The organism is Flavobacterium sp. GW821-FHT12A05, from assembly GCF_058807735.1.
Window position 1 is genome coordinate 539,481 of the sequence record NZ_JBXAQY010000004.1, and the last position, 25,795, is coordinate 565,275.

The 25,795-nt window shown below is 35.8% G+C and carries 22 protein-coding genes; 12 read left to right on the forward strand and 10 right to left on the reverse strand.

The genetic code is table 11. The features are described from left to right. Nucleotides 1-4: 4 nt before the first annotated feature. The 5 genes from AC1RRQ_RS11895 (at nucleotide 5) to AC1RRQ_RS11915 (ending at nucleotide 6,084) form a co-directional block, all read left to right on the forward strand. Nucleotides 5-2,197: a TonB-dependent receptor gene (locus AC1RRQ_RS11895; RefSeq protein ID WP_493023244.1), complete on the forward strand. Its 2,193-nt coding sequence runs from the start codon at nucleotides 5-7 to the stop codon at nucleotides 2,195-2,197. A 35-nt stretch (nucleotides 2,198-2,232) separates the two neighbouring features. Beyond that, complete coding sequence (locus AC1RRQ_RS11900) at nucleotides 2,233-3,138, forward strand: DUF4625 domain-containing protein (RefSeq protein ID WP_493023245.1); 906 nt, start codon at nucleotides 2,233-2,235, stop codon at nucleotides 3,136-3,138. A 42-nt stretch (nucleotides 3,139-3,180) separates the two neighbouring features. Then, on the forward strand, nucleotides 3,181-4,395 hold the full coding sequence (locus AC1RRQ_RS11905; protein ID WP_493023246.1) for a hypothetical protein: 1,215 nt from the start codon (nucleotides 3,181-3,183) through the stop codon (nucleotides 4,393-4,395). Between the two features lie 143 nt (nucleotides 4,396-4,538). Beyond that, the gene (locus tag AC1RRQ_RS11910) at nucleotides 4,539-5,126 is read left to right on the forward strand and encodes a TetR/AcrR family transcriptional regulator (RefSeq protein WP_493023247.1); all 588 of its coding nucleotides are present in this window, start codon (nucleotides 4,539-4,541) and stop codon (nucleotides 5,124-5,126) included. Nucleotides 5,127-5,277: 151 nt separating this feature from the next. Then, a complete protein-coding gene (locus AC1RRQ_RS11915; RefSeq protein ID WP_493023248.1) occupies nucleotides 5,278-6,084 on the forward strand; it encodes an SDR family NAD(P)-dependent oxidoreductase in 807 nt (268 codons plus the stop codon). A 96-nt stretch (nucleotides 6,085-6,180) separates the two neighbouring features. Here AC1RRQ_RS11915 and AC1RRQ_RS11920 read toward each other — a convergent pair whose 3' ends face one another. Continuing rightward, nucleotides 6,181-7,239 carry an NAD(P)-dependent alcohol dehydrogenase gene (locus AC1RRQ_RS11920; protein WP_493023249.1) on the reverse strand — a complete coding sequence of 353 codons (1,059 nt, stop codon included), beginning with the start codon at nucleotides 7,237-7,239 and terminating at the stop codon, nucleotides 6,181-6,183. 295 nt (nucleotides 7,240-7,534) lie between these two features. Between AC1RRQ_RS11920 and AC1RRQ_RS11925 the strand changes: the two genes are divergently transcribed. The 3 genes from AC1RRQ_RS11925 to AC1RRQ_RS11935 all read left to right on the forward strand — a co-directional run bounded on the left by AC1RRQ_RS11925 (nucleotide 7,535) and on the right by AC1RRQ_RS11935 (nucleotide 9,662). Continuing rightward, on the forward strand, nucleotides 7,535-8,098 hold the full coding sequence (locus AC1RRQ_RS11925) for a Crp/Fnr family transcriptional regulator (protein ID WP_493023250.1): 564 nt from the start codon (nucleotides 7,535-7,537) through the stop codon (nucleotides 8,096-8,098). A 354-nt stretch (nucleotides 8,099-8,452) separates the two neighbouring features. Beyond that, the gene (locus tag AC1RRQ_RS11930) at nucleotides 8,453-8,779 is read left to right on the forward strand and encodes a DMT family transporter (protein ID WP_493023251.1); all 327 of its coding nucleotides are present in this window, start codon (nucleotides 8,453-8,455) and stop codon (nucleotides 8,777-8,779) included. A gap of 436 nt (nucleotides 8,780-9,215) precedes the next feature. Further along, nucleotides 9,216-9,662: a GNAT family N-acetyltransferase gene (locus tag AC1RRQ_RS11935; RefSeq protein ID WP_493023252.1), complete on the forward strand. Its 447-nt coding sequence runs from the start codon at nucleotides 9,216-9,218 to the stop codon at nucleotides 9,660-9,662. Between the two features lie 6 nt (nucleotides 9,663-9,668). Here AC1RRQ_RS11935 and AC1RRQ_RS11940 read toward each other — a convergent pair whose 3' ends face one another. Continuing rightward, a complete protein-coding gene (locus AC1RRQ_RS11940; protein WP_493023253.1) occupies nucleotides 9,669-10,532 on the reverse strand; it encodes a LysR family transcriptional regulator in 864 nt (287 codons plus the stop codon). A gap of 63 nt (nucleotides 10,533-10,595) precedes the next feature. Here AC1RRQ_RS11940 and AC1RRQ_RS11945 point away from each other — a divergent pair, with 63 nt between their 5' ends. Together AC1RRQ_RS11945 and AC1RRQ_RS11950 are read left to right on the forward strand one after the other, a co-directional pair. Further along, a complete protein-coding gene (locus AC1RRQ_RS11945) occupies nucleotides 10,596-11,117 on the forward strand; it encodes a GNAT family N-acetyltransferase (protein ID WP_493023254.1) in 522 nt (173 codons plus the stop codon). 2 nt (nucleotides 11,118-11,119) lie between these two features. After that, nucleotides 11,120-12,013 (forward strand): DMT family transporter, encoded by an 894-nt coding sequence (locus AC1RRQ_RS11950; RefSeq protein WP_493023255.1) that lies wholly within the window; start codon nucleotides 11,120-11,122, stop codon nucleotides 12,011-12,013. Between the two features lie 63 nt (nucleotides 12,014-12,076). Here the strand turns inward: AC1RRQ_RS11950 and AC1RRQ_RS11955 are convergent, their stop codons facing one another. Beyond that, nucleotides 12,077-14,224 carry a catalase gene (locus tag AC1RRQ_RS11955; protein ID WP_493023256.1) on the reverse strand — a complete coding sequence of 716 codons (2,148 nt, stop codon included), beginning with the start codon at nucleotides 14,222-14,224 and terminating at the stop codon, nucleotides 12,077-12,079. Between the two features lie 273 nt (nucleotides 14,225-14,497). On the opposite strand from AC1RRQ_RS11955, the gene AC1RRQ_RS11960 reads away from it, so the two are divergent. Together AC1RRQ_RS11960 and ligD are read left to right on the forward strand one after the other, a co-directional pair. After that, nucleotides 14,498-14,980, forward strand: coding sequence for a hypothetical protein (locus AC1RRQ_RS11960; RefSeq protein ID WP_493023257.1), 483 nt, complete (start codon nucleotides 14,498-14,500; stop codon nucleotides 14,978-14,980). Continuing rightward, nucleotides 14,967-17,546, forward strand: a complete 2,580-nt coding sequence (gene ligD, locus AC1RRQ_RS11965; protein WP_493023258.1) for a DNA ligase D — start codon at nucleotides 14,967-14,969, stop codon at nucleotides 17,544-17,546. Before AC1RRQ_RS11960 ends, ligD begins: the two co-directional genes overlap by 14 nt. 5 nt (nucleotides 17,547-17,551) lie before the next feature. Here ligD and ku read toward each other — a convergent pair whose 3' ends face one another. The 7 genes from ku to AC1RRQ_RS12000 all read right to left on the reverse strand — a co-directional run bounded on the left by ku (nucleotide 17,552) and on the right by AC1RRQ_RS12000 (nucleotide 25,608). Then, a complete protein-coding gene (ku, locus tag AC1RRQ_RS11970; RefSeq protein WP_493023259.1) occupies nucleotides 17,552-18,331 on the reverse strand; it encodes a non-homologous end joining protein Ku in 780 nt (259 codons plus the stop codon). A 115-nt stretch (nucleotides 18,332-18,446) separates the two neighbouring features. Next, on the reverse strand, nucleotides 18,447-18,947 hold the full coding sequence (locus tag AC1RRQ_RS11975; protein WP_493023260.1) for a hypothetical protein: 501 nt from the start codon (nucleotides 18,945-18,947) through the stop codon (nucleotides 18,447-18,449). A 325-nt stretch (nucleotides 18,948-19,272) separates the two neighbouring features. Continuing rightward, the gene (locus AC1RRQ_RS11980) at nucleotides 19,273-20,118 is read right to left on the reverse strand and encodes a helix-turn-helix domain-containing protein (protein WP_493023261.1); all 846 of its coding nucleotides are present in this window, start codon (nucleotides 20,116-20,118) and stop codon (nucleotides 19,273-19,275) included. A gap of 237 nt (nucleotides 20,119-20,355) precedes the next feature. Continuing rightward, nucleotides 20,356-21,585 carry a PQQ-dependent sugar dehydrogenase gene (locus AC1RRQ_RS11985; protein WP_493023262.1) on the reverse strand — a complete coding sequence of 410 codons (1,230 nt, stop codon included), beginning with the start codon at nucleotides 21,583-21,585 and terminating at the stop codon, nucleotides 20,356-20,358. A 156-nt stretch (nucleotides 21,586-21,741) separates the two neighbouring features. Next, nucleotides 21,742-23,946, reverse strand: a complete 2,205-nt coding sequence (locus AC1RRQ_RS11990) for a TonB-dependent receptor (RefSeq protein WP_493023263.1) — start codon at nucleotides 23,944-23,946, stop codon at nucleotides 21,742-21,744. 116 nt (nucleotides 23,947-24,062) lie between these two features. Then, nucleotides 24,063-24,449 carry a DoxX family protein gene (locus tag AC1RRQ_RS11995; RefSeq protein WP_493023264.1) on the reverse strand — a complete coding sequence of 129 codons (387 nt, stop codon included), beginning with the start codon at nucleotides 24,447-24,449 and terminating at the stop codon, nucleotides 24,063-24,065. 145 nt (nucleotides 24,450-24,594) lie between these two features. Then, entirely contained in the window at nucleotides 24,595-25,608 is a 1,014-nt protein-coding gene (locus AC1RRQ_RS12000) for a zinc-binding alcohol dehydrogenase family protein (RefSeq protein ID WP_493023265.1), read from the reverse strand. Nucleotides 25,609-25,795 lie beyond the last annotated feature (187 nt).

Below are 25,795 nucleotides of genomic sequence, written 5' to 3' on the forward strand. Positions count from 1 at the left end.
TTTAATGATTGAAAATAAATCAAATAGCGTATTGATTTTCCTGTTGTTCTGCCTTGCTTTTGTTTCAAAAGTGCATTCTCAGAATACCAATTCGGAAGCAAAGGAACTGGAAGAAGTGGTCATAAAAGATCAATCTGAAAAACGCCTTAAAAAAGAAGAATCGCTCAATATTGAAACTGTAAACAGCAGTTTTATTCAGCGGAATCTCGGCGGAAGCCTGATGCAGTCCTTACAGCGAATTCCTGGTGTTAAGACAATTTCTATTGGTTCAGGAGGTTCTAAACCCTTGATTCGCGGACTGAGTTTTAATCAGGTTATTGTGGTCGAAAACGGCATCAAGCACGAAGGTCAGCAATGGGGAGCAGATCATGGTCTCGAAATCGATCAATATGCTGTAAACAGAGTCGAAATTATAAAAGGCCCGTCGTCGTTTATTTATGGTTCTGATGCTATTGGCGGTGCGGTTAATATTAAACCTGTGCCTTTTCCTAAAAAAAATACTTTGGGTGGTGCTGTCGATTTTACGGCCAAAAGTAACAACGAACAAATTGGAGGTTCGCTGAATTTATTCGGCAGAAATAAAAACTGGTTTTTCGATACCCGAATTACCTCACAGGATTATGGCGATTACCGCGTTCCGGCCGATATGGTACAGGTTTACAATTACAATGTGCCGTTGTATAAAAATCATTTGCGCAACACGGCAGGACGAGAACTCGATTTGCATTTAAGCACCGGATTTGTGGGAGAAAAGTTCCAATCGGCTTTTTATTTCAGTAGCATTTACACCAAAAGCGGCTTTTTTGCGAATGCGCACGGACTCGAACCTCGAAACGTTGACCTTGAACTTCACGATAAATCAAGCCGTGATATTTTGATGCCTTTTCAGGAAGTTACGCATACTAAAATAAGTAATACTACTTCGTTTGCACTAGGAAATCACGAACTGCAGACTCAATTGGGTTTTCAGAGGAATTTCCGCCAGGAATACAGCCATTATGTAAACCATGGTTTTATGCCGCCCATCTATCCCGATAATATGTATACGCCTCATGATTTGGAAAGACAATATGATAAAGAAGTTTTCTCGGCTGCTGTAAAAGATGAATTTTCAGCAGGAAAACATCAATTTACGATTGGCGTAAACGGCGAACAACAGCAAAACGAAATCAACGGCTGGAGCTTTTTAATTCCTGCTTTTAAGCAATTGAATGCCGGATTATTTGCTTATGATAAAATACAGCTGAACGATTTATGGATGCTTCACGGCGCTCTTAGAATGGATTATGGCCGAATAGAAATGGAACAATACACCGATTGGTTTGAAAGTGAGGTTACACAAAACGGGCAGACCACAAAGGAATATTTGAAACGTTCTGAAGATTTAACCAAAACGTTTAAAAGCTTTACCTGGTCTGCTGGAGTAAATTACAATCCCGGAAAAGTTTCGTTTAAAGCCAATGCCGGAACGAGTTTTAGAATGCCAATTGCAAAAGAATTAGCCTCAAACGGTGTCAATTATCATTACTTCCGATTTGAAAAAGGAAATCCCAATTTGAATGCCGAGCGTTCGTATCAATTAGATCTGGGAATCGATTGGCAGGAGAATAAATGGTCTGTGCAGCTGAGTCCGTTTTTTAATTATTTCCCCAATTTCATTTATCTGAATCCAACCGCACAGCATGATATCTATTATGGCGCAGGAAATCAGGTTTTTGAATATCAGCAAAGCGAAGTTATGCGTTACGGCGGCGAATTGCAGTTACGTTATCAATTCCTGAAAAATTTAAGCGGAGAGATTCTGGCAGAATACCTTTATTCAGAACAATTATCGGGCAGTAAAAAAGGATATACACTTCCTTTCTCTCCTCCTGCTTCTGTTTTGTTTGGTCTTACTTACAGCCCGGAAATCAAGAATTTAAGAGATACTTATTTCTCGCTCGATTATCGTTTTACAGCTCAGCAAAATCGGATTGTACCACCGGAAAAGAAAACGGAAAGCAGTCAGGTTTTTAATCTCGCATTGGGAACAAAATTGCAAGCCGGAAAACAGGATTTTGCAGTGTCACTTCAGGTTCAGAATGTATTCAATACACGCTATCTCAATCATACCAGTTTTTACAGGCTTATTGAACTTCCGGAGGCAGGCCGAAACATCATCTTGTCTGTGAAAGTTCCCTTTTTAATACATCAATAAAAAAATTACAAACAAATTTTAATAACCCAAAACTCATGAAAAAAGTAAAATCGATTTTTCTATTCTTAATGATGGCTTCGGCCTTTACTGCCTGCAATAACGACGACGACGATAACGAAGTCTTAAAACCTACTGCCAAAAATATTGAAATTGGAACGGCAAATAACAAACAGTCTTTAATAGGCCGTGATTTTCATTTTAATGCCGATGTCACGGCCGGAGATAAAATCGCAAGTGTACAACTCAAAATACTTCCTAAAGCCGGTGAAAAGTATACCAAAGACTGGAAACTGGAATTTACATGGCCTGAATATGCCGGCGTAAAAAATACCAATGTGCACAAACATTTTACTATTCCTGCAGATGCTCCCGAAGGAAAATTTGATTTTCTATTTATCGTAAAAGACGAAAATGGATCTACGCTTGAAATTAAAGAGGTCCTTACTATTACAGATCCGGCAAATATGCCAGTCGATCCGGTTATTGGCAGGGATATGCTTTCGCGAAATGAAGATTTGATTTATTATATGGAAACCTGGGTAGAACCGCAATTGGTTTTCAAAAAAAATGATAAACTGACTGCTCATGCACAAATCAGCCAGATTATGGGCAACGGGATATTATATTCTGTTTTAATTAAAAAAAGCCTGAATTATCATCCTGAAAGTATTGACAATCTTGATCTTAAAAAAGTAATCATTATTTCAAAAGTAGAACATAAAGATCTTGGACCTGCTTCAAAAATTACAACTCTTCAAAAAATAAATGATGTATACGGCGGAGAAAGCATTGTTATTGGTGCCGATAAAGACAACCAAGCCAATGCCATAACAGCTGAAAAAGCTTGGGAATCCGGCCAGTATAATTGGGTGGTATTGTACAAAAACACCTCTTACAATATGAGCGTCTATAAATCGATGCCGATAACCATCAATTTATAATTTCTGAAAAAATCATAATAATTAATTCCTAAAACCTTTACAATGAAAAAAACTTATTTTAAACTGATTTTCTTATTTGCTTTATCGCTTTTTGTGGTTTCCTGCAGCAACGACGACGATAATAATGTTGAAACTCCAGACGAAGCATTAACGGAATTTAAATATTTGAGAATCTTACTTTCTGATGAAAAAACAACGCAGCTTACACTGGTAAATCCGGTAGATGCTACTTCGGCATTCTTTAATGCGAAATTTGCCAAATCATCACTTTATACAACTGAATCAGGCCGATATGCCGGAATTGTACACAGAGCAGATAATACGGTGGAAACTTTTGACAGCGGATTTGAAGGCCACGGCGATCATGTTGATGTTGACGGATTACCAAAATTTGGCGCTTTAATTGGGCAGTCTCCCCTTCCAACCCATTTTAAAAGTAAAATTGGAGAAATCCTGACTTTTAATGACGGCGACGGGACTTTATCTGTTGCAAAAGAAAATCAGGTTAATACTGCCGGAGCCAAATTTAAAATAATCAACGCCGGACTTTTAGCACATCATGGCGCTATGGCTGCTTTTGCAAACGGAACGTATGCTATTACAGTAAAAGACAATTCGGTAGCAGGAACACTTCCTGAAAAAGTAAAAATTATCGACAACACAGGTAAAACTTTGTTTGAACCCGTTCTTGCTACAAAAGGAATTCACGGAAATGCATCTGACGGAACCTATTCTGTATTTGGTTCTGCAAGCGGTGTTTTGGTTGTAGAAAGTAACGGAAAACAAAAACTGATTGCTTTTCCAGAAGATTTTGGAACGGCTTGGTTTGGAACCATTCTGGAAACAGATTATAACGGAAAATTTGTGGGGTACACTGCTGCAAAAGGCGCTTATTTAATTGATGTGGTAAATGGAACTATTAAACCCATCATCCAAAACACAAAAATTATGCAGTGCAAAGTAAGCTTCGATCATAAAAAACTGGGTGTTCTATTGCATTCAGGTGAGTTTAAATTGTATAACTTAAACAGTCTGCAAGTTGAAAAAGAAGCTAAGATTATTGGCGAAACTGCAGCTGATGCAGCATTGAAACCACAAATACAATTAACAGCCAATTTTGCGTATATCACTTCTCCATCAACAGGAGAATTACTGCAATATAGCTTTGAAAAAACGGCAATTGTAAACAAAATTAAAGTTTCGAGTACGCCGTATATGATTACAATTCTGGGGTTTGAGAATAGCAAAAGTCATTAAATACAGAGACTTAAGCTATTGGAAAAGCGTGCCTTAGTGCACGCTTTTTTTGTTTGCAGAATACCTTAAGAATAAAAAAAACTTAAAAATATTTGTTTTTATGACCAATCGGTCATATATTTGCAGTGTAAAATTTAGCTATCATGGCAAAAGGGGAAGAAACCAGACAATTTATTATAGAAAAAGCCGCTCCTATTTTTAATACAAAAGGAATTGCAGCTACTTCTATGAGCGATATTATGGAAGCAACCAAATTGTCTAAAGGCAGTATGTATGTTCATTTTGAAAATAAAGAAGTACTGGCCTGCGCTGCTGTTGATCATAACGTAAAAATATTAAACACGAAACTTCAGGCTGCTTTAAGCAAAAGTAAAACGGCCAAAGAAGCTTTATTTGCCTATATCAGTTTCTTTAGTGATCCTACTAACCCGCCTGTTACCGGAGGTTGTCCTTTATTGAATTTTGGCACAGAAGCAGATGATACGAACCCTGTTGTAAAAGAAAAGGTAAACAACTGCATCAAACAAGGCCAGCAGTTATTATCAGGCGTGATAGAAAGAGGAATTGCAAATAAAGAATTTAAAGCTGATTTCAATGCATCTGACTTTGCTACGGCTATGTTTGCCATGCTCGAAGGCGGTCATTTAATGTCAAGAGTATCAGGAAGCAATGAAAAAATGGAAGTTGTGGTTAAAGTCCTTAAAAATTTAATAGAACAAAACAGCATCTAATTTTTTTTATCAAAAAAATGACCGATCAGTCACTTTTTTAAATAACAATAAACAAAAATAAAATTTCAACACAAACCATAAACAACAAACCATAAACAACAAACCATAAACCCTAAACAATAAACATTAATTAACAACAAATAGAAACACAATGTCAAAAACAATTTTAATTACAGGAGCATCAAAAGGTTTTGGAAAAGCCTGGGCAGAAGAATTTTTAGCAAAAGGATATAAAGTTGCGGCTACAGCCCGTAACGTAGACACTTTAAATGACTTAAAAGAAAAATACGGCGAGTCGGTTTTAGCATTAAAGCTGGATGTAGACAATCGCGACGAATCACTTTCGGTGGTTCAAAAAGTACAACAGCACTTCGGGTCTATCGATATTTTAATCAACAATGCAGGTTATGCTTTAACCGGAGCAATTGAAGAAGCCAATCAGGACGAAGCAAGAGCGCAGTTTGAAACGAATTTCTTTGGTACTTTATGGCTTACACAAGCAGTTTTACCAATTATGAGAAATCAAAAAAGCGGACACATTATTCAGGTTTCTTCTATTTTAGGATTGGCAACTTTACCCACTATGGGACTTTATAATGCTTCAAAATTTGCTGTAGAAGGTTTAAGCGAAACTTTGGCAACAGAAGTAAAACAATTTGGAATCCATGTTACTTTAGTAGAACCAAACGGTTATGCATCAAACATTTGGCATAACGGAATTAGCAGCGAAAGCAATCCTGTTTATGATGGTCTTAAAAAAGCATTTTCAGAATCAGAAACTGATTTCGGAATTGTAGAAGCAACTTCTCCTGCAATCATTAAATTGGTTGAAAGCGAAAACCCTCCATTGCGTTTGCTGCTAGGAAGAGTGGCTTTGCCTTTCGTAAAACAAAACTACGAACAAAGATTAGCAACTTGGGAAAAATGGAATGATGTTTCTGTAGAAGCTCACGGATAATTAAATCATAAATACCTCACCCTTACGGGATACTACTAAATAAAAAAGGCTTTCTGAAAATTATTCAGAAAGCCTTTTTTGCCTTTTAAAATCTATTTACGATTTAAGAGAATCCATATCAATCACAAAACGATATCTGACATCGCTTTTCAGCATTCTTTCGTATGCTTCGTTGATTTCCTGCATTTTAATGATTTCAATTTCTGAAACGATATTATGCTCTCCGCAGAAATCAAGCATTTCTTGTGTTTCGGCAATACCGCCAATTACAGAACCTGCAACAGATTTTCTTCCCATAATCATTGGCACTGTATTTAAAATTGGCTCTAAACCGCCTAAATATCCCACTAATACCAAAGTTCCGCTGATATTTAAAGTAGCGACATAAGGATTAACATCGTGCACATAAGGAACCGTATCAATAATAAGATCGTATTTACCGCTTACCGCTTTCATTTGTTGATTATCTGTAGAAATAACCACAGAATCTGCTCCTAACTCGATAGCGTCTTTTATCTTATCCGGAGTTCTTGAAAACAACGTTACCTCTGCTCCTAACCCTTTTGCCAGTTTAATAGCCATGTGTCCAAGTCCGCCTAAACCTACTACGGCTACTTTGCTTCCTTTTCCAACATTCCAGTGTCTTAATGGCGACCAGGTTGTAATTCCTGCACAAAGTAAAGGCGCAACTGCAGCTAAATTTAAGTTTGAAGGCACTTTTAAAACAAAATGCTCGTCTACAACCACTTTTTCAGAATACCCGCCAAAAGTATGTCCGCCAATATGTTTGTCCTTACCATTGTAAGTTCCTGTAAATCCGTTTAGACAATATTGTTCTAAATCTTTTTTACAGCTTTCGCAAGTATGACAAGAATCAACCAGACAGCCTACTCCCGCAAGATCGCCGACTTTAAGTTTGGTAACTTCGTTCCCCACTTTAGTTACTCTTCCCACAATTTCGTGCCCCGGAACTGCCGGATACAAACTTCCTCCCCAGTCGTTTCTGGCTGTATGTAAATCAGAATGACATACACCGCAGTATAGAATTTCGATCTCGACATCTTTTGCCAAAACTTCTCTGCGTGCAATTGTCATTTCTTCCAGCAATGCGTCTGCTGCTTTAGTACCAAATGCTTTTGTGTTACTTGTATTCATATTTTCTTAGATTATTAAGTTGTAAAATTAAAACAGCTTCTTGCCTTAAAATAACAGAAAAGAAACATTTACTTATGAAATTCAAACAATTTTAAAAATATAATCAACGGGGAACAAACGACAGAAGTTAAAACTAAAAGTAAAAAATAGTAAAAAATAGTAAAAAATAAAGGGTAATAAAGTACTTGCAATTGAGTCATTTATTCAATTTTATCTTTTGTCTTCTATCAAATTTAATAACTTTATCCTAAATAATCAGAACTTATTGTTTTTAAAAACAAATCAATTCCCAAAAATGGACATTTCTACTATTCTGGACCGCATATTTCAATTGCCTGAGCAGTCAAAAAAAGATTTATTACTGACAATCAGTTCGATAACATATCCAAAAGGGCATATTATACTAAAAGCGGGTAAGGTCGAATCGAGCATTTACTTTATTAAAAAAGGAATTGTAAGGGCTTATATCGACGAGGATAAAAACGATACTACTTTTTGGTTTGGCAAAGAAGGAGAAACCATTATCTCAATGAAAAGTTATGTCGAAAACCAAAATGGCTACGAAAACATTGAACTTTTAGAAGATTGTGAACTCTACGAATTAAAAACCGCCGATTTACAGCGATTGTTCAATTCTGATATTCATATTGCCAATTGGGGAAGAAAATTTGCAGAAAAAGAACTCATTAAAACCGAAGAACGCCTGATTACCAAACTCTTTAAAAATGCTTCTGAACGTTATTTGGATCTGATAACCAATCATCCGGAATTAATCAAAAGAATACAATTGGGACACATCGCCTCTTATCTTGGTATTACACAAGTGAGTTTAAGCAGAATAAGGGCGGAATTGAAATAATTATCCCAATCGTTTAATAATAATATTTTTAAAATATGAGGCTGCATAATTTCTTTGCGCATAAGACGCACTGCTGTACGTCTCTACGATATACTTTGTGTTGATAATATATTATACCCCAATTTGCTCTGTAAAGACGCAGTGCTGTGCGTCTCTACAATATACTTTGTGTTGATAATAATTATACCCGATTTGCTCTGTAGAGACGCACTGCAGTGCGTCTACGCAACGAATATCAAATAAAATAATTTCTATTAATAATCTGCACTGGATTAAAATAAATTACTTTTTTATCATTTGTTAAATTTTTTTTGAATCCAGAGAAAGAACTTTGCCACATAAAATTTTAATTATATGAACTGGATTATTTTAATTATTGCCGGACTTTTTGAAGTGGCCTTTGCAACCTGTCTCGGAAAAGCAAAAGAAACAACAGGCATGGAAATGTATTATTGGTATATTGGCTTTTTTGCTTCTTTGGTAATAAGCATGTTATTGCTGATAAAAGCCACAGAAACACTTCCAATGGGAACCGCATACGCTGTCTGGACCGGAATTGGCGCCGTTGGAACTGTACTTATGGGAATTCTTATATTTAAAGAACCTGTTGCTTTTTGGCGATTATTCTTTCTAACTACTCTTGTTGCTTCTATTGTGGGACTAAAAGCCGTTTCACATTAATTAAACTAAATATAAAATATTGCTCCAGAGGAGCATAATACTTATAGCTATTATAGGCACCGTGATTTCAAGCTCCAGAGGAGCGAAACATATCATTATTAAAAAAATATGTCGCTCCTCTGGAGCTTTTTAGGGGATATGGAAATAAATTATGCTATAAATATTATGCTCCTCCGGAGCTTTAACAGCAAGTCTTCAATTAAAAATCTATTAACTAATGATATTGGAACTTCGGGGATTAATGTTAAAAATTAAATACCCAATGAGTTCAAATAATGAAAGCGAAATACTTACTCCTTTTAGGAAAGTATTTCGCTTTTTATTTTACAATAACTTTATAATTAATGCGTTTTATGCATCACATGATAAAAAATAAGCATTTTATCTCATTACTTACTGTTTTATATTTGCAATAAAAAGCAGAACCAATTAAAATATGACTTTAAGCTATACTATTAAATCATTTGATGAATTAACCAATACAGAATTGTATGCCATGCTTCGTTTAAGAAGTGAAATTTTTGTGGTAGAACAAAATTGTCCTTATCTCGATTTGGATAATAAAGACCAAAAGAGTTTTCATCTTTTGTATTATGTAAATAACGAATTTGCAGGAAGCACGCGTTTAGTTCCGGCTGGTTTATCTTTTAAAGAAAATTCTATAGGCCGGGTTGTAATCTCTAATTCTTACCGCGGATTAGGATTAGGAAAAAAACTTATGGAAGCCTCCATTGAAGGCTGTTACGAAAAATTCGGAAAGGGCCCTATTCGTATTGGCGCACAATATCATTTATCCAAATTTTATCAATCTCTTGGATTTGTTGAGCAGGGAGAAGTGTATGAGGAAGACGAAATTCCGCATATCGAAATGGTATTGGAATAATACGTTTTAAGGAACAATGATCTTTAAAACATTGGCCAAAACCGGGTTGTGATCTTCGGTTCTCCAATTGAGATAAAGATCTGTTTTTAGCGGCAGCTTAATAAATCGGATGCCTGAAATTTCATGAAAAACATACGAATCGGGTAATATGGCAATGCCGAGTCCTTTTCGGACCAACGCAATAATAGCCGATCCAAATTCAGAATGAAGATAAACTTCGGGCGCACTTTCAAAAGAATTGAATAATCCTTGTACCAAATCGCTGTAACTGCTTCCTTCATCGGTAGTTGGCAGTATAAATTTTTGATTGGCCAATGATTCTTTTGTAAGGTCTTCCAGTTTTTGATAAGGATGATTTTCAGGAACTACGATCGATAAATTATCAGTATAGATTTTTTCTGATTTTATATCGCGGGCATAGTTAATATCTCTGGTAATCGCCAGATCAATTTTATAATTAAGAAGAAACTCCTGCTGGTTTTCATACAAAACCTGAACGAGTTTTATCTTTAATTTGGGAAATGCATCAGAAATACGGGATAAAATATCCGGCATAATGGAGGCAGAAATAGAATCAGGATGAGAAATGGTAATTGTACCGCTTTCGCCAAGATGAATCTGACGGGCAGATTGATGAATGTACTCTAGTTTACTTAGTTCTACTTCCCATTTTTCCTGAAGAAACTTACCGGCATCAGTCAATTTGACATTGCGTTTATTACGTTCAAACAACTTGACGCCCAGCTGGTTTTCAAGAGACTGAATCTGACGGCTGAGCGCCGATTGTGTAATATTCATTTTTCCGGCTGTATTCCAGAAATGAAGTTCGCGGGCAAGAGCCAAAAAATATTTAATCTGCTGTAAATCCATTGATGCAATTTACGCATTTGTAGAAATAAAAAACAGCTTTTAATGCATTAATAATCTAAAATAATGAATACGCTAAAAATAAATAAAGCCGGAATAAGCGATGCTGAAAGGCTTCAAACCATAGGAAGAATCACTTTTTCGGAAACCTTTGCCACTGGGAATTCAGACGAAAATATGATCAAATATCTGGATGAAAGTTTTGCCATCGAAAAACTATCTGCAGAACTCCAGAATAAGGATTCTTATTTTTATTTGGCCGAAGTAGACGGACAAGTGATTGGCTACTTAAAATTAAATACCGGCGAAGCTCAAACCGAAATAAAGGAAAGCAATGCGCTCGAAATAGAACGAATTTATGTTGCAAAAGAATTTCATGGTAAAAAAGTAGCGCAGGAACTTTATAATAAAGCATTACAAAAAGCCGAAGAAATAAAAGCCGATTATATCTGGCTTGGTGTCTGGGAGAAAAATTTTAGGGCAGTAAGTTTTTATACCAAAAATGGTTTTGTGCAGTTTGATACCCATATTTTCAGATTGGGCGACGACGAACAAACCGATTTAATGATGAAAAAAGTTTTAAACTAGAAATGGAAAAAAAACAAATTTTACTGGTTTTACTTATCATTGGAACTGCATTTTGGGGAATATCCTATTCGGTTACCAAACTGGCTATTGGCAATTATTCTCCCTCTACTTTTTTGTTTTACCGCTTTTTGATGGCTGTTGTAGTTCTAACCATAATTTTCTGGAAATACGTTAAAAAAACCAATCTCGAATCTATTAAAACCGGAGCTGTTTTGGCTGTCCCAATGTTTTTAGGTATTTACCTTCAAACCATTGGCTTAAAATATACAGATGCTTCTCAATGCTCTTTTATAGCCGGATTGTGCGTTATCATTATTCCGTTAATAAAACTCACAGTTTATAAAACCAATATTCCTTTAAAAATCTGGATTGCGGCTCTAACTGCCCTATCCGGATTGTTTATTATAGCTATACAAGACCAATTGACCATCAATTTGGGCGATTTATACACCATTGCCGGCGCTTTTGCTTTTGCCGTTTATTTAATTTCCGTTGAAAAACATGCGGCTGTAAAAAACCTTTTAACCTCTATCGTTCCCCTGTTTGCGATTTGCGCTCTGCTGACTTTCTTTCTGGCACTTACAGATCAAAATGCCGACTGGTTTCCTCAAAAGGATACGTTTTGGATGGGCGTTATTTACTGCGCTTTATTTTCTACCGCTTACATGTATACAATTTCGAATATATCACAACGCTATTTGTCTGCCGAAAGAGTGGCGGTTATTTATTTATTCGAACCTATTTTTGGTGCTATAGCGGCTTTCTTTATTCTTGGCGAAAACCTTTCTATGCGTTTGCTTTTGGGCGGTAGTCTTATTTTTGCCGCCACCATTATTTCCGAAGTAAATTTTAAGAAAAGAAAACAAAAATTAAGCATTAAAAGAGATACAATTTAAAACATAAAAAAAGCTCAATTACTTATAATTGAGCTTTTTTATTTTCATTTTGATATTGAATATTTATTCAAGCATTTTTTCTCTTTCCCAAAAACGATGTCTTCCCAAAGCTTTTATAAACGAAGTACTTAACGCTTTATCGCCAATAGTCTGGCTTAGTAAAACTCCGGCATCTTTCTCTTTTATATCCCCTTTGTTTTTAAGTATCTGAGTTCCTTCGGCTTCAGCTGCAATAAATTTACAGTGATTGTAGGTATCGTTTATAAATTCTTTTACTTCTTTAATTTTCGAAAGTCTCTCAATTCCTTTTCCGCCGGGAATAAATAAACCATCAAAAAGTACCGAAGCTGCAATTTTATACGTTTGGTCAACTGGAATTTCTGTTCCATCTTCACCTACAATTGTTCCTAAATGCGGCGCAATAATTACAGCTTTGGCTCCAGCATTCTGAAGTGCCGTTTTCATTGTTTTAACAGAATTAGCATTAACGCCTTCTGCACATAAAAAAGCAATTTGTCTCGTAGCAATGGTATTAGAAATGGTTGGATTTTTCAGCATACTCAAAGCATCAGAATTTTTGATGTTTTGTTTTACTTTCGTGGGTTCATGATTTCCTTTATCATCTGCTCCAACTCCATGATTTATTGGCTTTTCAACATTGTTTGGAACTGATATTCCTAAACTTTTGGCCACCGTTGCGGCCAGATCGGCATTAATAAAATGCAGTAAACCAAGCATTCTTTCGCGAATAGCAACAGTTTCGACTTTTCCTAATTCAAAAGATAATGCGCCTGCAATATGATCTTGTTCTATCGAAGTCTGGCTGTTGTAAAAAAGCGCAGCCTGACTAAAATGATCCGAAAAACTTTCGCTTCTTTCTCTTATTTTATGTGCATCAATTCGTTCGTTAAAACTCGCAAATCCGCCTTCATCAATTTTTGCCTGAAAAGGACAGCCTCCGCCAAGCGAATTAGGGTGATAACTTACTTTTCCAACAGCAATTTCCTGACGCATGTGTCCATCACGCTGGTTATTGTGCATAGGCGCAACGGTTCTGTTAATTGGAATTTCGTGAAAATTCGGACTTCCTAATCTCGACAACTGCGTATCGGTATACGAAAATAATCGGCCTTGCAATAAAGGATCATTTGTAAAATCAATTCCAGGAACAACATGCCCCGGATGAAAAGCGACCTGTTCTGTTTCTGCAAAAAAGTTATCGGGATTTTTGTTGAGCACCATTTTCCCAATTATCGTTACCGGAACTAATTCTTCGGGAACTAATTTTGTTGGATCCAATAAATCAAAATCATATTTATGTTCATCGCTTTCTGGAATAATCTGAACGCCCAATTCCCATTCCGGAAAATTACCGGATTCTATGGCTTCCCATAAATCCTGCTTGTGAAAATCGGAGTTTTTACCTGATATTTTCTGTGCTTCATCCCAGGCAACGGCGTGCGTTCCTAATTTTGGTTTCCAGTGAAATTTTACAAAATGCGATTCGTTTTGTTCGTTTACAAATCTAAAAGTATGAACGCCAAAACCTTCCATCATTCGCAAACTTCTCGGGATTGCCCTGTCGCTCATCACCCACATAATCATGTGCATAGATTCCGGCATCAGCGAAATAAAATCCCAAAAAGTATCGTGTGCCGATGCTGCCTGAGGAATCTCATTATGTGGTTCTGGTTTTACGGCATGAATTAAATCAGGAAATTTCATGGCATCCTGAATAAAAAATACCGGCATATTATTACCTACCAAATCAAAAATACCTTCCTGAGTATAAAATTTTACCGCAAAACCACGAACATCACGTGCTAAATCTGTAGAGCCTCTTGAACCGGCAACAGTAGAAAAACGGGTAAAAACCGGAGTTTTAATACTGGTATTATTTAAAAATCCTGCTTTGGTATAATTTTCCATGGTTTTGTAAAGCTCAAAATATCCATGTGCCGCAGAACCCCTGGCATGAACAATTCTTTCCGGAATTCGTTCGTGATCAAAATGGGTTATTTTTTCTCTCAAAATAAAATCTTCTAAAAGAGAAGGTCCTCTTTCTCCTGATTTTAAGGAATTATTATTGTCATTAATTTTAACTCCCTGATTAGTGGTTAAAAACTGATTATCTGCATGAGATTTATTAAGTTCTAAATCTCTTTGTTTTTCATCAGAATTATCAGGGTTTGACTTTTTTGAATTTTTCATTTTTTCTTTGTTTTAACGTTTATTATTTCTTTTGATGTAATAAAGTTCTATTTCAATACAGGAGGTATTGTAAGAAATAGTAACCAAAGGTAGCTGAGTCATTACGCAGAACATTATACAATTAGCCTTGATAGTTATATGATTTAAACAATTCGAAATAAACAAGTTACATACTGATAATTATATAATTACAAATTTTAATAGTATAAGCATATAAGTTTTTTCTGAAATAACTTTGATAAACGATTCCATTTAATTTCAAAAAAGCTGGTTATGCTTATATACATTATTTTACAATTACTGTTGGTTTCTGTGGGCGCAACCTCAGTCATGACCTGGTTTAGCTACGCTATGTCTAAAAACTTTCGGGAATTGTATAAAGAGCCTGTATTACTGGCTTTTACTTTAGAAAAAATGAATTTGAATCGCTCTGAACAAACAAAAAAAACCTGGGGCTGGCTGCTGCATTATGCAATCGGTTTTTTGTTTGTTCTTGGATATCATATTATTTGGGTAAAGGACATAATAGCAATCTCGCCGTTAGGTGCTCTCCTACTAGGAGTAATTAGCGGTGTGGTTGGTATTATCAGCTGGGTATTGATTTTTAAAATAACCCGTCATCAACCCCCAATTGATTTTAAAGGTTATTATATTCAGCTGTTCTTTGCCCATATTATTTTTGCGATTATCGCAACGGTGCTCTACTCTATTACATTAACTCTTTTAATCGTAACAAAAACCTATGTCACTGTCTAAATACAACGAAAAGAGAGATTTTAAGCAAACGCGCGAACCAAAAGGCAAAGTCGGAAAATCGGCCAGTGAATTGATTTTTGTGGTCCAAAAACACGCTGCATCGCATTTGCATTACGATTTTAGGTTAGAAATGAACGGCGTACTCAAAAGCTGGGCTGTTCCCAAAGGACCTTCAATGGATCCCGAAGTAAAACGCCTCGCGATGATGGTCGAGGATCATCCGTACAGTTATAAAGATTTTGAAGGAACAATTCCGCCCGGAAATTACGGAGCAGGCAATGTCATTGTTTGGGATAACGGAACGTATACTTCTGATGAAAAAACAGTTTCTGATGAAAAACAACTTTCAGCCGATCTTAAAAAAGGACGTTTGAGTTTTATCTTAAAAGGAAAAAAACTCAAAGGCGAATTTTCATTGGTAAAACTTCACGGCAAACAGGAAAATGCCTGGCTGTTAATTAAAAAACAGGATAAATACGCTTCGGATACGGATATATTAGAAAAAGATAAATCGGTTATTTCGAAAAGAAGTTTGGAAGAACTGGAGAAAAAGTCTGAAAAAATTCCAAAACCACAAGAAAAAGAAACTGATAAAAAATCGGTAAAAAAAAAGGCTGAACCTAAAAACGTAAAAGCCGAATTTATCAAACCGATGCTCGCCAATACGACCGAAAAACCGTTTGATGATGAAGATTGGATTTTTGAAAATAAATACGACGGTTACCGCACTATTGCTGTGGTTAATGCTGATAAAGTGGGATTATTCAGCCGGAATAAAATTTCTTTTGACATTAATTTTAAACCTATTGCCGACGAATTAAAAAAGATAGATCATATTGTAGTACTTGATGGTGAAGTGGTGGTAGAAAACGAATCAGGACGTGCCGATTTTCAGATGCTTCAAAATTATCTTAAAACCGGAATTGGAAATTTAAAATATTACGTCTTTGATTTACTCCATTTAGATGGAAATCCGGTTACCGAATTATCGCTTCTCGACCGAAAAGAACTCCTTAAAATTTTATTTAATAAATATGATTTTTCGAATATTTTCTATTCTGAGCATACAATTGGAGACGGAATTGAGCAATTTGAAAAAGCACGTAAAAACAACAGCGAAGGGATTATTGCTAAAAAAGCCGACAGCTCTTATACCGTTGCCGGAAGAAGTAATAACTGGCTGAAAATTAAATTATCTAATGAAGAAGAAGCCATCATTATTGGGATTACAGCACCTAAAAACTCCCGAAAATATTTTGGTGCCCTGCTTCTGGGACAATATAAGGACAAAAAACTGCACTATATTGGCAAATGCGGTACTGGTTTTACAGAAGCAGTTTTAAAGGAATTGTATACCAAACTAAAACCTCTTTTTGTTGATGAATCACCGCTTAGCGAAAAAGTTCCTTTACGGGATACAATTCAATGGGTTAAACCAAAAGTAGTTTGTCAGGTGAAATATTCAGAATGGACGGAAGACAACAATTTAAGGCATCCGGTTTATTTGGGATTGAGAATTGATAAAAAAGCGAATGAAGTTGTTTTTAATGGAAATAGCAATGAAAATACTAAAAAGAATACCAAAACTACAAATCACAATCAGGAGAAAATGGAAGATTTAAAAGAACACAAAACCGAAAATGATTACGATTTAAAATTGGGCAAAACAACACTGCATTTAACCAATCAGGATAAAATATATTTCCCGAAAGACGGAATCACAAAAGGCGATATTGTGCAGTATTACAATGAAGCTGCAACGCTTATACTGCCGTATTTAAAAGACCGTCCGGAATCGATGAATCGTTTTCCTAACGGAATTGATTCGCCCAGTTTTTACCAAAAAGATATTGATGTCGACAAAACTCCAAAATGGCTGAAAACCAAAAAAATCTTTTCAGAATCAAACGATGCCGATGTTAATTATCTTATTTGTAATGATAAAGAAACCTTGCTTTATATGGCAAATTTGGGCTGTATTGAAATAAATCCGTGGAACTCGACTATTAAAAACATTTCAAATCCGGATTGGCTGGTCATCGATTTAGATCCTGCAAAAGAAGACGATTTTAAAACGGTCGTTGAAACCGCATTAGTGGTCAAAGAAGTTATGGATGAACTGGAAACCGAATGTTTGTGCAAAACTTCCGGGGCTTCCGGACTTCATATTTACATACCCCTTGGCGCACAATACGATTATGATTCGATTAAAATTTTAGCCGAATTAATTGCCAAAGAAGTACAAACCAGACTGCCTAAAACCACTTCGATTGAAAGAAGTATCAAGAAAAGAGAAAATAAATTATATATCGATTTTCTTCAAAACCGCAGAGGACAAACTTTGGCTGCGCCCTACTCTGTCCGCCCAAAACCAGGCGCGACCGTTTCGACTCCGTTAGAATGGAATGAAGTAAACGAGAAACTGCATCCGTCGCAGTTTACGATTAAAAATGTATTGCAGCGTTTTGAGAAAAAAGGAGATTTATGGAAACCCGTTTTATCAAAAGGAGCTAATATCAAAAAGATTATCAAGAAATTAGAGGAAAAACAAAGTGGTGATGAATAAGGAAATTAAGAGGATTTTTTCGTTTTAGTTTCCAGACTTGCTTTCAACATAGACATTAAGTCATCACTTTGTTTGTTATGCACTACTTTTAGTTTTGTGGCTTTTTGCACTTTTCCTTTGGCTTTCTTTTTAATAATATCCAAAAGCTTTGCTGTATATTCGTCTTTAAAACCCGTAATATCAAACTTTTCCGTAAGCTGATCGATTAACTTTTCGGCCATATCCATTTCTTTTGTTGCTTTTTTAGAAACCGGAGGCAGTTTTAATTCGTCTGTATTTCGTATTTCCTGTTCAAATCTTATTCGGTTTAAAACAATCACATTTTTGTATGGTTTTAAAATGGCGAGACTTTCTTTATTTCGCAAAACAAAACGGGTTACACCTACTTTTCCCGAAGCTTCGAGTGCATCACGAAGCAATCCGTAGGCATTCATCGCGCCTTTGTCGGGCTCGAGATAATAAGGTTGTTCGTAATAAATACTTTGAATTTCTTTTTCAAAAACAAAACTTTCAATATCAATTGTTTTGGTTTTAATGGCATCGGCCGCTTCAAAATCGGTGTCGTCTAAAATCACGTATTTATCATCGATTTTATAGCCTTTTACAATGTTTGCAAAATCAACTTCTTTTCCCGTGTTTTCATTGACCCGTTTAAACTTAATATTAGCATTGTCCTTTTTGTCCAGCATATCCATATCGAGACTGCTTTCCTGAACCGCCGAAAACATTTTAATTGGAATATTAATTAATCCAAAACTCACTGAACCTGTCCATATTGATCTCATAATTTTCTCTTTTAAATTCCAATTAAAAGTAAATCACAATGCTCTATAATACTTTATAACATCATACGAATGTTTTACAAAATACCGACTAAAAATCAGCGATCTAAACCCAATATCATCGTAATTTCTTCCTGAAACAAACTTGTTTTTCTAAGACATTTGAAGTTTCTTCCAACTCAAATTCTTCGTAGTTTAAAGCCTTCAGTGTTTTAATTAGAAGTTCGTCTGCTGCAAAAGCTTTTGCCCAAATTAAATCGTGTTTTCGCTGTAAGGCAATTTCTTCGCCTCGTTTAAAAAGTACCGCTAAATCTTCTTCATTAAAATAAATAATATCCTTTAGGCAAATGGCTTTTTCTGCTCCAATATTTTCGTTGGATAACCTTGAAGAATCGAGTTTTAAGAATGACTGCGGATTCTCGCCTTCGTGAACCATCAGGATTTCAATAGAAAAATCATTCTGAATTCTAAAGAGTTCTTTTTGCGAAAATTTTTCTGCCGCGCATTGTTCGGCTGTTTCTTTTTGGCCAAATAAACGTTCATAAAATTGAAGTGCCTGGCTTTCCATCCAAACCACATTATCGTTAATTATAACTACAAATCGTGCTGTTTTACTCATATCTTTTTTAGTATTGATGAAATGCAAATTTGCACGGATTACAGCTTTAAGAAAAGAGCAATATGACGGTTGTTTTGTTCAAAAAGACTTTTTTTTAAGGTTCTAAGGGGCTGAGGGGCTGAGTTTTTTTTAAAAGATGCTGAGATACTGAGGAGCTGAGGGACTGAGTTTTTTTTAAAGGCACTAAGGGGCTGAGAGACTAAGGGACTGAGTTTTTTTCTTATAGAATTAAAACTGAGATCGAGACTGAAAACTGAGACTGAAAACTGAGACTGAAAACTGAGACTGAAAACTGAGACTGAAAACTGAGACTGAAAACTAAAAACTACTTCCGATATTCCAAAGGCGAAATCCCCGTATGATTTTTAAAAAACCTCCCAAAAGCCGACTGACTCTGAAAGTTCAATTCATCGCTGATTTGGTTAATCGTTAAGCTTTTATTCTGCAATAAAACTTTGGCTTCGAGGATAACGACTTCGTTAATCCAGTCGCTTGCAGTTTTACCGCTGTTCTTTTTAATTACTTCGGATAAGTATTTTCGGGTTACGTTTAAGGAATCGGCATAATACTCCACCGATCGTTGTTTTAGGAAATCTTTAAAAAGAAGTTTTTTAAATTTTTCGAATATTGGATTCTGAGTTCCTTCAGCAGAAACGACTTCCTGAACCGAGTCAAGCTCATAAATCAAAATATATAGATAGCTTATCAGCGCATTCGATTGATGCTTAGAATTACCTTCTAAGAGCTCTTTTATCAAATCGAAAATACGCTCAAATTTGATTTTTAAATCTCCTTGAAGTTCCAGGACATTATTGTTTTCGAAAAATTCGTATTGCGACAAGAAGAAAATATTCGTTTGGGTTTCGAGAAAAAACTGCGGTTTAAAAAATATAATATCAATTAAAATATCATCGCTGTTTTTGGTAAAACTTCTCGTCACTGTTGGGCCTAACGCAATAACGGCCGGTGCGTGGATTATTCTCTTGTCTAACTGCGTCTGCATGATAATAGAACCTTCCCTTAAAAACTCAATCGCATAACTTTCTGCACGATAGGGTTCGCTTATATACGGATGTTCTGTAGTTTGAATGTAGAAATAATCCTTTTTATCAGCACTTGAAAAAAGGCTTTTATGCTCCGTTAAGGAATAGGTTAGGATTTTATTTTTCAAAACTTTCTTTCGTAATAATGCACTTCAAAGATAACGAATCAAAAAGAAACAAAAATGGCGCAAAAGCGCCATTCTTAATTTATATAATATCAATAATTGATAATTGTTAATTGTTAATTGATAATTGTTAATTGATAATTGTTAATTGTTAATTGTTAATTGATAATTGTTAATTGATAATTGTTAATTGATAATTGTTAATTGATAATTGATAATTGTTAATTGTTAATTATCAACTTATTTCTTGTCTATTTTATAAAGTCTTCCCTGATCTGTTACGGCATATAATGCGCCGTCTCCACCTTGCGTAATATCTCTAAAACGCTGTCCTTCGCCTGCCAAAAGTCTTTCTTCCCCAATTACTTTATTATCTTTAATCACCAATCTTGCGATATGCGCAGCGCTCAAAGAACCTATAAAAAGATTGTTTTCCCATTCCGGTACGCGGTTTCCGGTGTAGAACGTCATACCGCTTGGAGAAATAACCGGATCCCAATAATAAACTGGCTGTTCCATTCCTTCTTTCTGCTGAATAGCGTCACCAATTGGCTGTCCGCTGTATTCAATTCCGTAAGTAATCGTCGGCCATCCGTAGTTTGAACCTGCTTTAAGACGGTTTAATTCATCGCCACCTCTTGGTCCGTGTTCGCTTTGCCAAATTTCTTTCGTAACCGGATGCATTGCCAATCCCTGTGGATTTCTATGTCCGTATGTAAACAATTCCGGTAAAGCTCCTGCTCCGCTAAAAGTTGGATTTCCGGAAGCCGGCTGTCCGTCTTTTGTAATTCTTAGTACTTTACCCAAACTTGCTGTGAGCGATTGAGCCAAAGGTCTGGTTTGTAAAACAGAACGTTCTCCGGTACTTACCACCAGGTTTCCTGATTGATCAAAAAGAATACGTCCTCCATAATGCAAATCACTAGGATTTGCCGGGCTTGAACGATAAATAACTGTTGCGCCTTCTATCGTTTTTTCGTTAGCTGCCAGTTTTCCTTTTGCAACAGCAGAAATATTTCCGCCTGTTACCGCTTCAGAAAACACCCAATAAATCATTCTGTTCGTTGCAAAATCAGGATCAAGACATAAACCTAACAAACCTCCCTGACCTGCAGGATTTACAGCTGGTAATCCTGTAATAGGTTCGCTCACGACTCCGGCCGTTGTAACAATACGTAGAGTTCCCGTTGTTTTTTGAGTTACTAAAAGTCGTCCGTCTGGAAGTGCTTTAACGCCCCATGGACTGGTCAGCGCGCTGGTAATAATATCCGCTTTAAATTCTGTATTAGTTTTCAAGCCGCTAATTCTGGTTTGTCCGCTAAATGCAGGTTTATATTGTGTATTGGCTGGATTCGTTTCTACAGGATCTGTTACTGTTCCGCCTCCGTTTCCGGGAGTGTCATCATTGTTAGAACAGCTAAAGGCAAATAATGCACCTGAAAGAATGAAAATGTACTTTAAATTTTTCATAGTAGTTATTTATTAAATTAATTTGGGTTATAGCTCCAAATATCGAAAATAAAAAACGAGAAATTTTATATAATTTAAGGTATAACTTACAGAATTTCATGATGCAAAAAGTCCAATTCATAAGAATTGGACTTTTTTACTTTTTAAAATAGAATTTTACCAGCTGTATTTCAATATCAATCTTGCATTAAACGGTGTTCCGGCAGTAAAATGAATTTCTTCAACAGGAGCCGTTTCATTGGCTAATCTTGATTCTGTTAAGAATTGTGTTTCTTTCCACTTGGTATTAAAAATGTTGTCAATGTTTACTCCTATTGACACTTTTTTAATTTGATAGTTTACAGAGAAATCAGTAATGCAATAACCTTTGGCCACAACCGAATTGTCTTCATTTGCCGGGCGATCGCCCAAGAATCTTGTTCTTAAACTTCCTGAGAAACCTTTTAAGTTTTTCACCGAGAATCCGTTTACTAAAGTATTAACCGGAGCAAGTGGTAAGTAATCTTCTCCTTTTGGCTCGTCTATTGATCTTGCGTGTGTATAAGTATAGTCTGTGTTCCAGAATAACCAATTGGTTAATTGATATCTAAAACCAAAATCAAATCCTTTTCTTGCGGTTTTACCGCTTGGTTCCACAACAGCTTCGTCTCCTACATATACAAATTCCTGTGCCAGATACAAATACCAAATAGCTGAGTTTATAATCATTCTTGGAAAAGGTTTCCAATTAATTCCTAAATCTGCGCCATAGGTTTCAGGCAGGATTTTTTGTCCTTGCTGTGCTACTACTACGCGCGTATCGTTGCTGTGAAATCCTTTTCCTAATTTTAAGAAATATTGAAGGCTTTCATTTTGTGTATAAGAGAAATTCAGTTTTGGGCTTACAATCGCTTTTGTCTGTGTTTGATTGGTATAAGTTGAAGCCAGTTGATCTTCATATCCAAACTTGAAATAATCCAGACGTACTCCAGAATTGATAAGCCATTTTCCTGATGTAAAATCAAAGCTGGTATACGTAAACAGATTGGTTTGATTTACAGTTCCTAAACTCAAATAATCCAGAACCGTTTTTCTGTTTAAAGTATGCGATAATTCAACATCTTTATTGTTATCGTTTCTTAATCCGGCACCTAATTTAAAAAGCCATTTATCATTAAATTTCTGATTGTATTCTGACTGAAAACCTACAATTGTTCTGTTTTCTTTTTGTCTAATCTGATCGCCCTTTACAGGATCATTTAAGAAAAAAGTAAAATTAGAAAACAATTCAAAATCGTATTTGCTTAAATAAGCACTGTTTTTAATATGTGTATTTTCGTTAACCACGGCGTCATACTGCAAGTTAAAATTAGTTCTTGATGTATTTCCTCCTTCATTTGGATCAATGGCGCCAAAATGAGAAATCGTTCCGTCGTTTACAGCACGATCCGGAATTTGTCCGCTGGCATCCCATTGGCTTTTAAAATGCGAAACCGAAAGTGCCAGTTTATCTCCATTGGCCATTTTAGCCGAATATTTTCCAAACAAATTAATACGGTTAAAGTTCTGAGGCGCATCAAAATAACCATTGGTCATCATGTATTCTCCGGCAAAATAAGCCGATTGGTTTTCTTTGTTCAGTAAATTAAATAAAGCCACCGTCCTAAAGGTATCAAATTGTCCGCCTTCAAAAGAAATGGTGTTTTTATCTAAGGCTTTTTTAGTATTAAAACCAACATATCCAGCCGTTGTAAAATCGCCTTTATCAACAAAATACGAACCTTTATCAAAATCTATATTATCGACTGTTTCCGGAATTACAAAATGAAGATCAGCATAACCTTGTCCGTGTGCGTGTGAAACCATATTTACCGGCATTCCGTCAACCGAAACATTAATATCGGTTCCGTGATCGCAGTCAAAACCCCTTAAAAAAATCTGTTCAGCTTTTCCACCTCCGGCATGCTGACCAATAAAAAGCCCAGGAACTTTGCGCAATAAATCCTGTGAATTGGATATTGGCTGAATTTCCAAGTCAATTTTAGAAATTGTGTTTAAGTATTTTAAATTGTTGGTGATTCGAACTTCTTCGAGCATAAAAGGCTTTTCTTCTAACTGAATAGAAAGAAAATCATTGGATGAAAGTAGTATAGTTTGCGTTATAAAACCCTGCTTAGAAATTTGAAGGCTGTCGTTAACTTTAGTTTCCTCTAAAGTAAATTTTCCGTTTATATCCGTGTGGGCGTGGGTTTGAGAAACCAAATCACGAATTAAAACATCAGAAATGGGTTTTCCGTTTTCATCGTTTACAATTCCGGAAACCGATTGTGATTGTGCCGAAAAAGACAACACAAAAACTAAAAGAACATATAAAAATCGCATGCTGTAAAAAGATATGGGTAATAAATTAGCGCAAAAGTAACACAAAAAAATAAGAAAAGACCTATATTTTTTAATTTAGAACTTTTCTTATTTAGTATATTGTTTTTTAGAGCAAATTAATCCCACTTATTCGTCTTAGAAACAGCATATTTTCCTGCTCCTGTAAAGAATAACGCAGCTGCGCCAAAAAGGTAAAGCATTAGTAATTCGTTAGCATAACCTCCGTGTTCGCTGATTGAAAAAATATCCCCCGAATGCGCTACAGCAATAGCAACGATACAAGTTATGGCAAGAAAAACCGAAGCAATTCTGGTACGAAATCCTAATAAAATAGCAATTGGCGCTAAAAATTCGCCAATGTAAACCGCGTATCCAAAGGCGCCCATATTTTCTACAAGAAAAGAAATACCGTGCAGTACTTTTGAAATACCGTGAAACAGCATTAAACCTCCAGTACTGATACGTAATAGTAATAATCCAAGGTCTGTGTTTTTTGAAATCATAACAATTTTGTTTTGGGTTTTAAAAAATTAAATACAAATTTGGCTTGTAAGGCAGCTAAAATACAAAAATTGTTATAATAAAAAACTTACTATTTAAAGTTGTTCTAAATAGTAGGTTTACAAGTCTCAGACCTATCGATTTCTTTTAAAACTTAATTGCGATTTTTCCAATCGTTTTTCCAGATTCTAAAAGCTGATGTGCCTTTTTTAGATTTTCGGCCGAAAGTCCGTTATAGGTTTCTTTTAAAGTTGTTTTTAAAACGCCGTCATCTATTAAATCAGCAATTTTGTTTAAAATATTGTGCTGTTCAATCATGTCATCGGTTTGAAACATCGAGCGCGTATACATCAATTCCCAAGAAAAAGAAACACTTTTGCTTTTCAATTTATTTAATGCAACGGGATCACTGCTTCCGGTAATAGAAGCGATATGTCCTTGTGGTTTAATTAGTTCAACCATGGTATCCCAATACGAATTGGTATCTACAAAATCTAAAATAAAATCAACGTTTTCAAAACCGGCTGCTCTAACCGAAGCAACTAAATCTTTGTGATCGACAACGAAATCTGCTCCTTGATTTTTACACCATTCAATGGTTTCGGGGCGCGAAGCTGTTGCGATAACCGTTAATCCTGCGATTTTTTTAGCAAGCTGAATCGCGATCGAACCTACTCCGCCGGCACCTCCAATAATCAGAATTGATTTCCCTTTGTCTTTTTCAGGATTGATTCTGATTCTGTCAAACAGAATTTCCCAGGCGGTTAATCCTGTTAATGGTATTACGGCTGCTTCTTCAATTGTAAGCGATTTTGGTTTTCTGCCCACAATTCGTTCGTCGATAATTTGGTATTCGGCATTGCTTCCCGGTTTGGTAATATCGCCTGCATAATATACCGGATCTCCTACTTCAAATAAGGTTACTTTTTCTCCAACTGCCTGCACAATTCCTACCGCATCCCAGCCAATGATTTTTGGCGTTTCTAAAACCGTATCTTTTGCAGCGCTCTGGCGGATTTTAAAATCAACCGGGTTTACTGATATGGCATCGATTTTTACTAATAAATCATGCGCTCCTGGAGTTGGTTTTACTGTTTCAAATTCAATAAAACTATCTTTTTCTTCTATAGGTAATGATGATTTGAATCCTATTGCTTTCATCTTTTTTGGTTTTTAATTTAAATTATACTAACAAAGATACGAGCCCTTTACATCTTAAAACTGGTATATTTTTATCCTATATCGGTAGAAATTCAGCAAATCCAGATTAATAATAAATCTGTGTCATCTGTGTGATCTGCGTGCCATTAAGTCTAGTTTTATAATCTTTTATTAGTGAGATTGCTTC

Excerpts from the sequence above, each read along its gene's own strand:
- AC1RRQ_RS11895 (WP_493023244.1), top strand. The coding sequence starts at position 5 with ATGATTGAAAATAAATCAAATAGCGTATTGATTTTCCTGTTGTTCTGC.
- AC1RRQ_RS11900 (WP_493023245.1), top strand. The coding sequence starts at position 2,233 with ATGAAAAAAGTAAAATCGATTTTTCTATTCTTAATGATGGCTTCGGCC.
- AC1RRQ_RS11905 (WP_493023246.1), top strand. The coding sequence starts at position 3,181 with ATGAAAAAAACTTATTTTAAACTGATTTTCTTATTTGCTTTATCGCTT.
- AC1RRQ_RS11910 (WP_493023247.1), top strand. The coding sequence starts at position 4,539 with ATGGCAAAAGGGGAAGAAACCAGACAATTTATTATAGAAAAAGCCGCT.
- AC1RRQ_RS11915 (WP_493023248.1), top strand. The coding sequence starts at position 5,278 with ATGTCAAAAACAATTTTAATTACAGGAGCATCAAAAGGTTTTGGAAAA.
- AC1RRQ_RS11920 (WP_493023249.1), bottom strand. The coding sequence starts at position 7,239 with ATGAATACAAGTAACACAAAAGCATTTGGTACTAAAGCAGCAGACGCA.
- AC1RRQ_RS11925 (WP_493023250.1), top strand. The coding sequence starts at position 7,535 with ATGGACATTTCTACTATTCTGGACCGCATATTTCAATTGCCTGAGCAG.
- AC1RRQ_RS11930 (WP_493023251.1), top strand. The coding sequence starts at position 8,453 with ATGAACTGGATTATTTTAATTATTGCCGGACTTTTTGAAGTGGCCTTT.
- AC1RRQ_RS11935 (WP_493023252.1), top strand. The coding sequence starts at position 9,216 with ATGACTTTAAGCTATACTATTAAATCATTTGATGAATTAACCAATACA.
- AC1RRQ_RS11940 (WP_493023253.1), bottom strand. The coding sequence starts at position 10,532 with ATGGATTTACAGCAGATTAAATATTTTTTGGCTCTTGCCCGCGAACTT.
- AC1RRQ_RS11945 (WP_493023254.1), top strand. The coding sequence starts at position 10,596 with ATGAATACGCTAAAAATAAATAAAGCCGGAATAAGCGATGCTGAAAGG.
- AC1RRQ_RS11950 (WP_493023255.1), top strand. The coding sequence starts at position 11,120 with ATGGAAAAAAAACAAATTTTACTGGTTTTACTTATCATTGGAACTGCA.
- AC1RRQ_RS11955 (WP_493023256.1), bottom strand. The coding sequence starts at position 14,224 with ATGAAAAATTCAAAAAAGTCAAACCCTGATAATTCTGATGAAAAACAA.
- AC1RRQ_RS11960 (WP_493023257.1), top strand. The coding sequence starts at position 14,498 with ATGCTTATATACATTATTTTACAATTACTGTTGGTTTCTGTGGGCGCA.
- ligD (WP_493023258.1), top strand. The coding sequence starts at position 14,967 with ATGTCACTGTCTAAATACAACGAAAAGAGAGATTTTAAGCAAACGCGC.
- ku (WP_493023259.1), bottom strand. The coding sequence starts at position 18,331 with ATGAGATCAATATGGACAGGTTCAGTGAGTTTTGGATTAATTAATATT.
- AC1RRQ_RS11975 (WP_493023260.1), bottom strand. The coding sequence starts at position 18,947 with ATGAGTAAAACAGCACGATTTGTAGTTATAATTAACGATAATGTGGTT.
- AC1RRQ_RS11985 (WP_493023262.1), bottom strand. The coding sequence starts at position 21,585 with ATGAAAAATTTAAAGTACATTTTCATTCTTTCAGGTGCATTATTTGCC.
- AC1RRQ_RS11990 (WP_493023263.1), bottom strand. The coding sequence starts at position 23,946 with ATGCGATTTTTATATGTTCTTTTAGTTTTTGTGTTGTCTTTTTCGGCA.
- AC1RRQ_RS11995 (WP_493023264.1), bottom strand. The coding sequence starts at position 24,449 with ATGATTTCAAAAAACACAGACCTTGGATTATTACTATTACGTATCAGT.
- AC1RRQ_RS12000 (WP_493023265.1), bottom strand. The coding sequence starts at position 25,608 with ATGAAAGCAATAGGATTCAAATCATCATTACCTATAGAAGAAAAAGAT.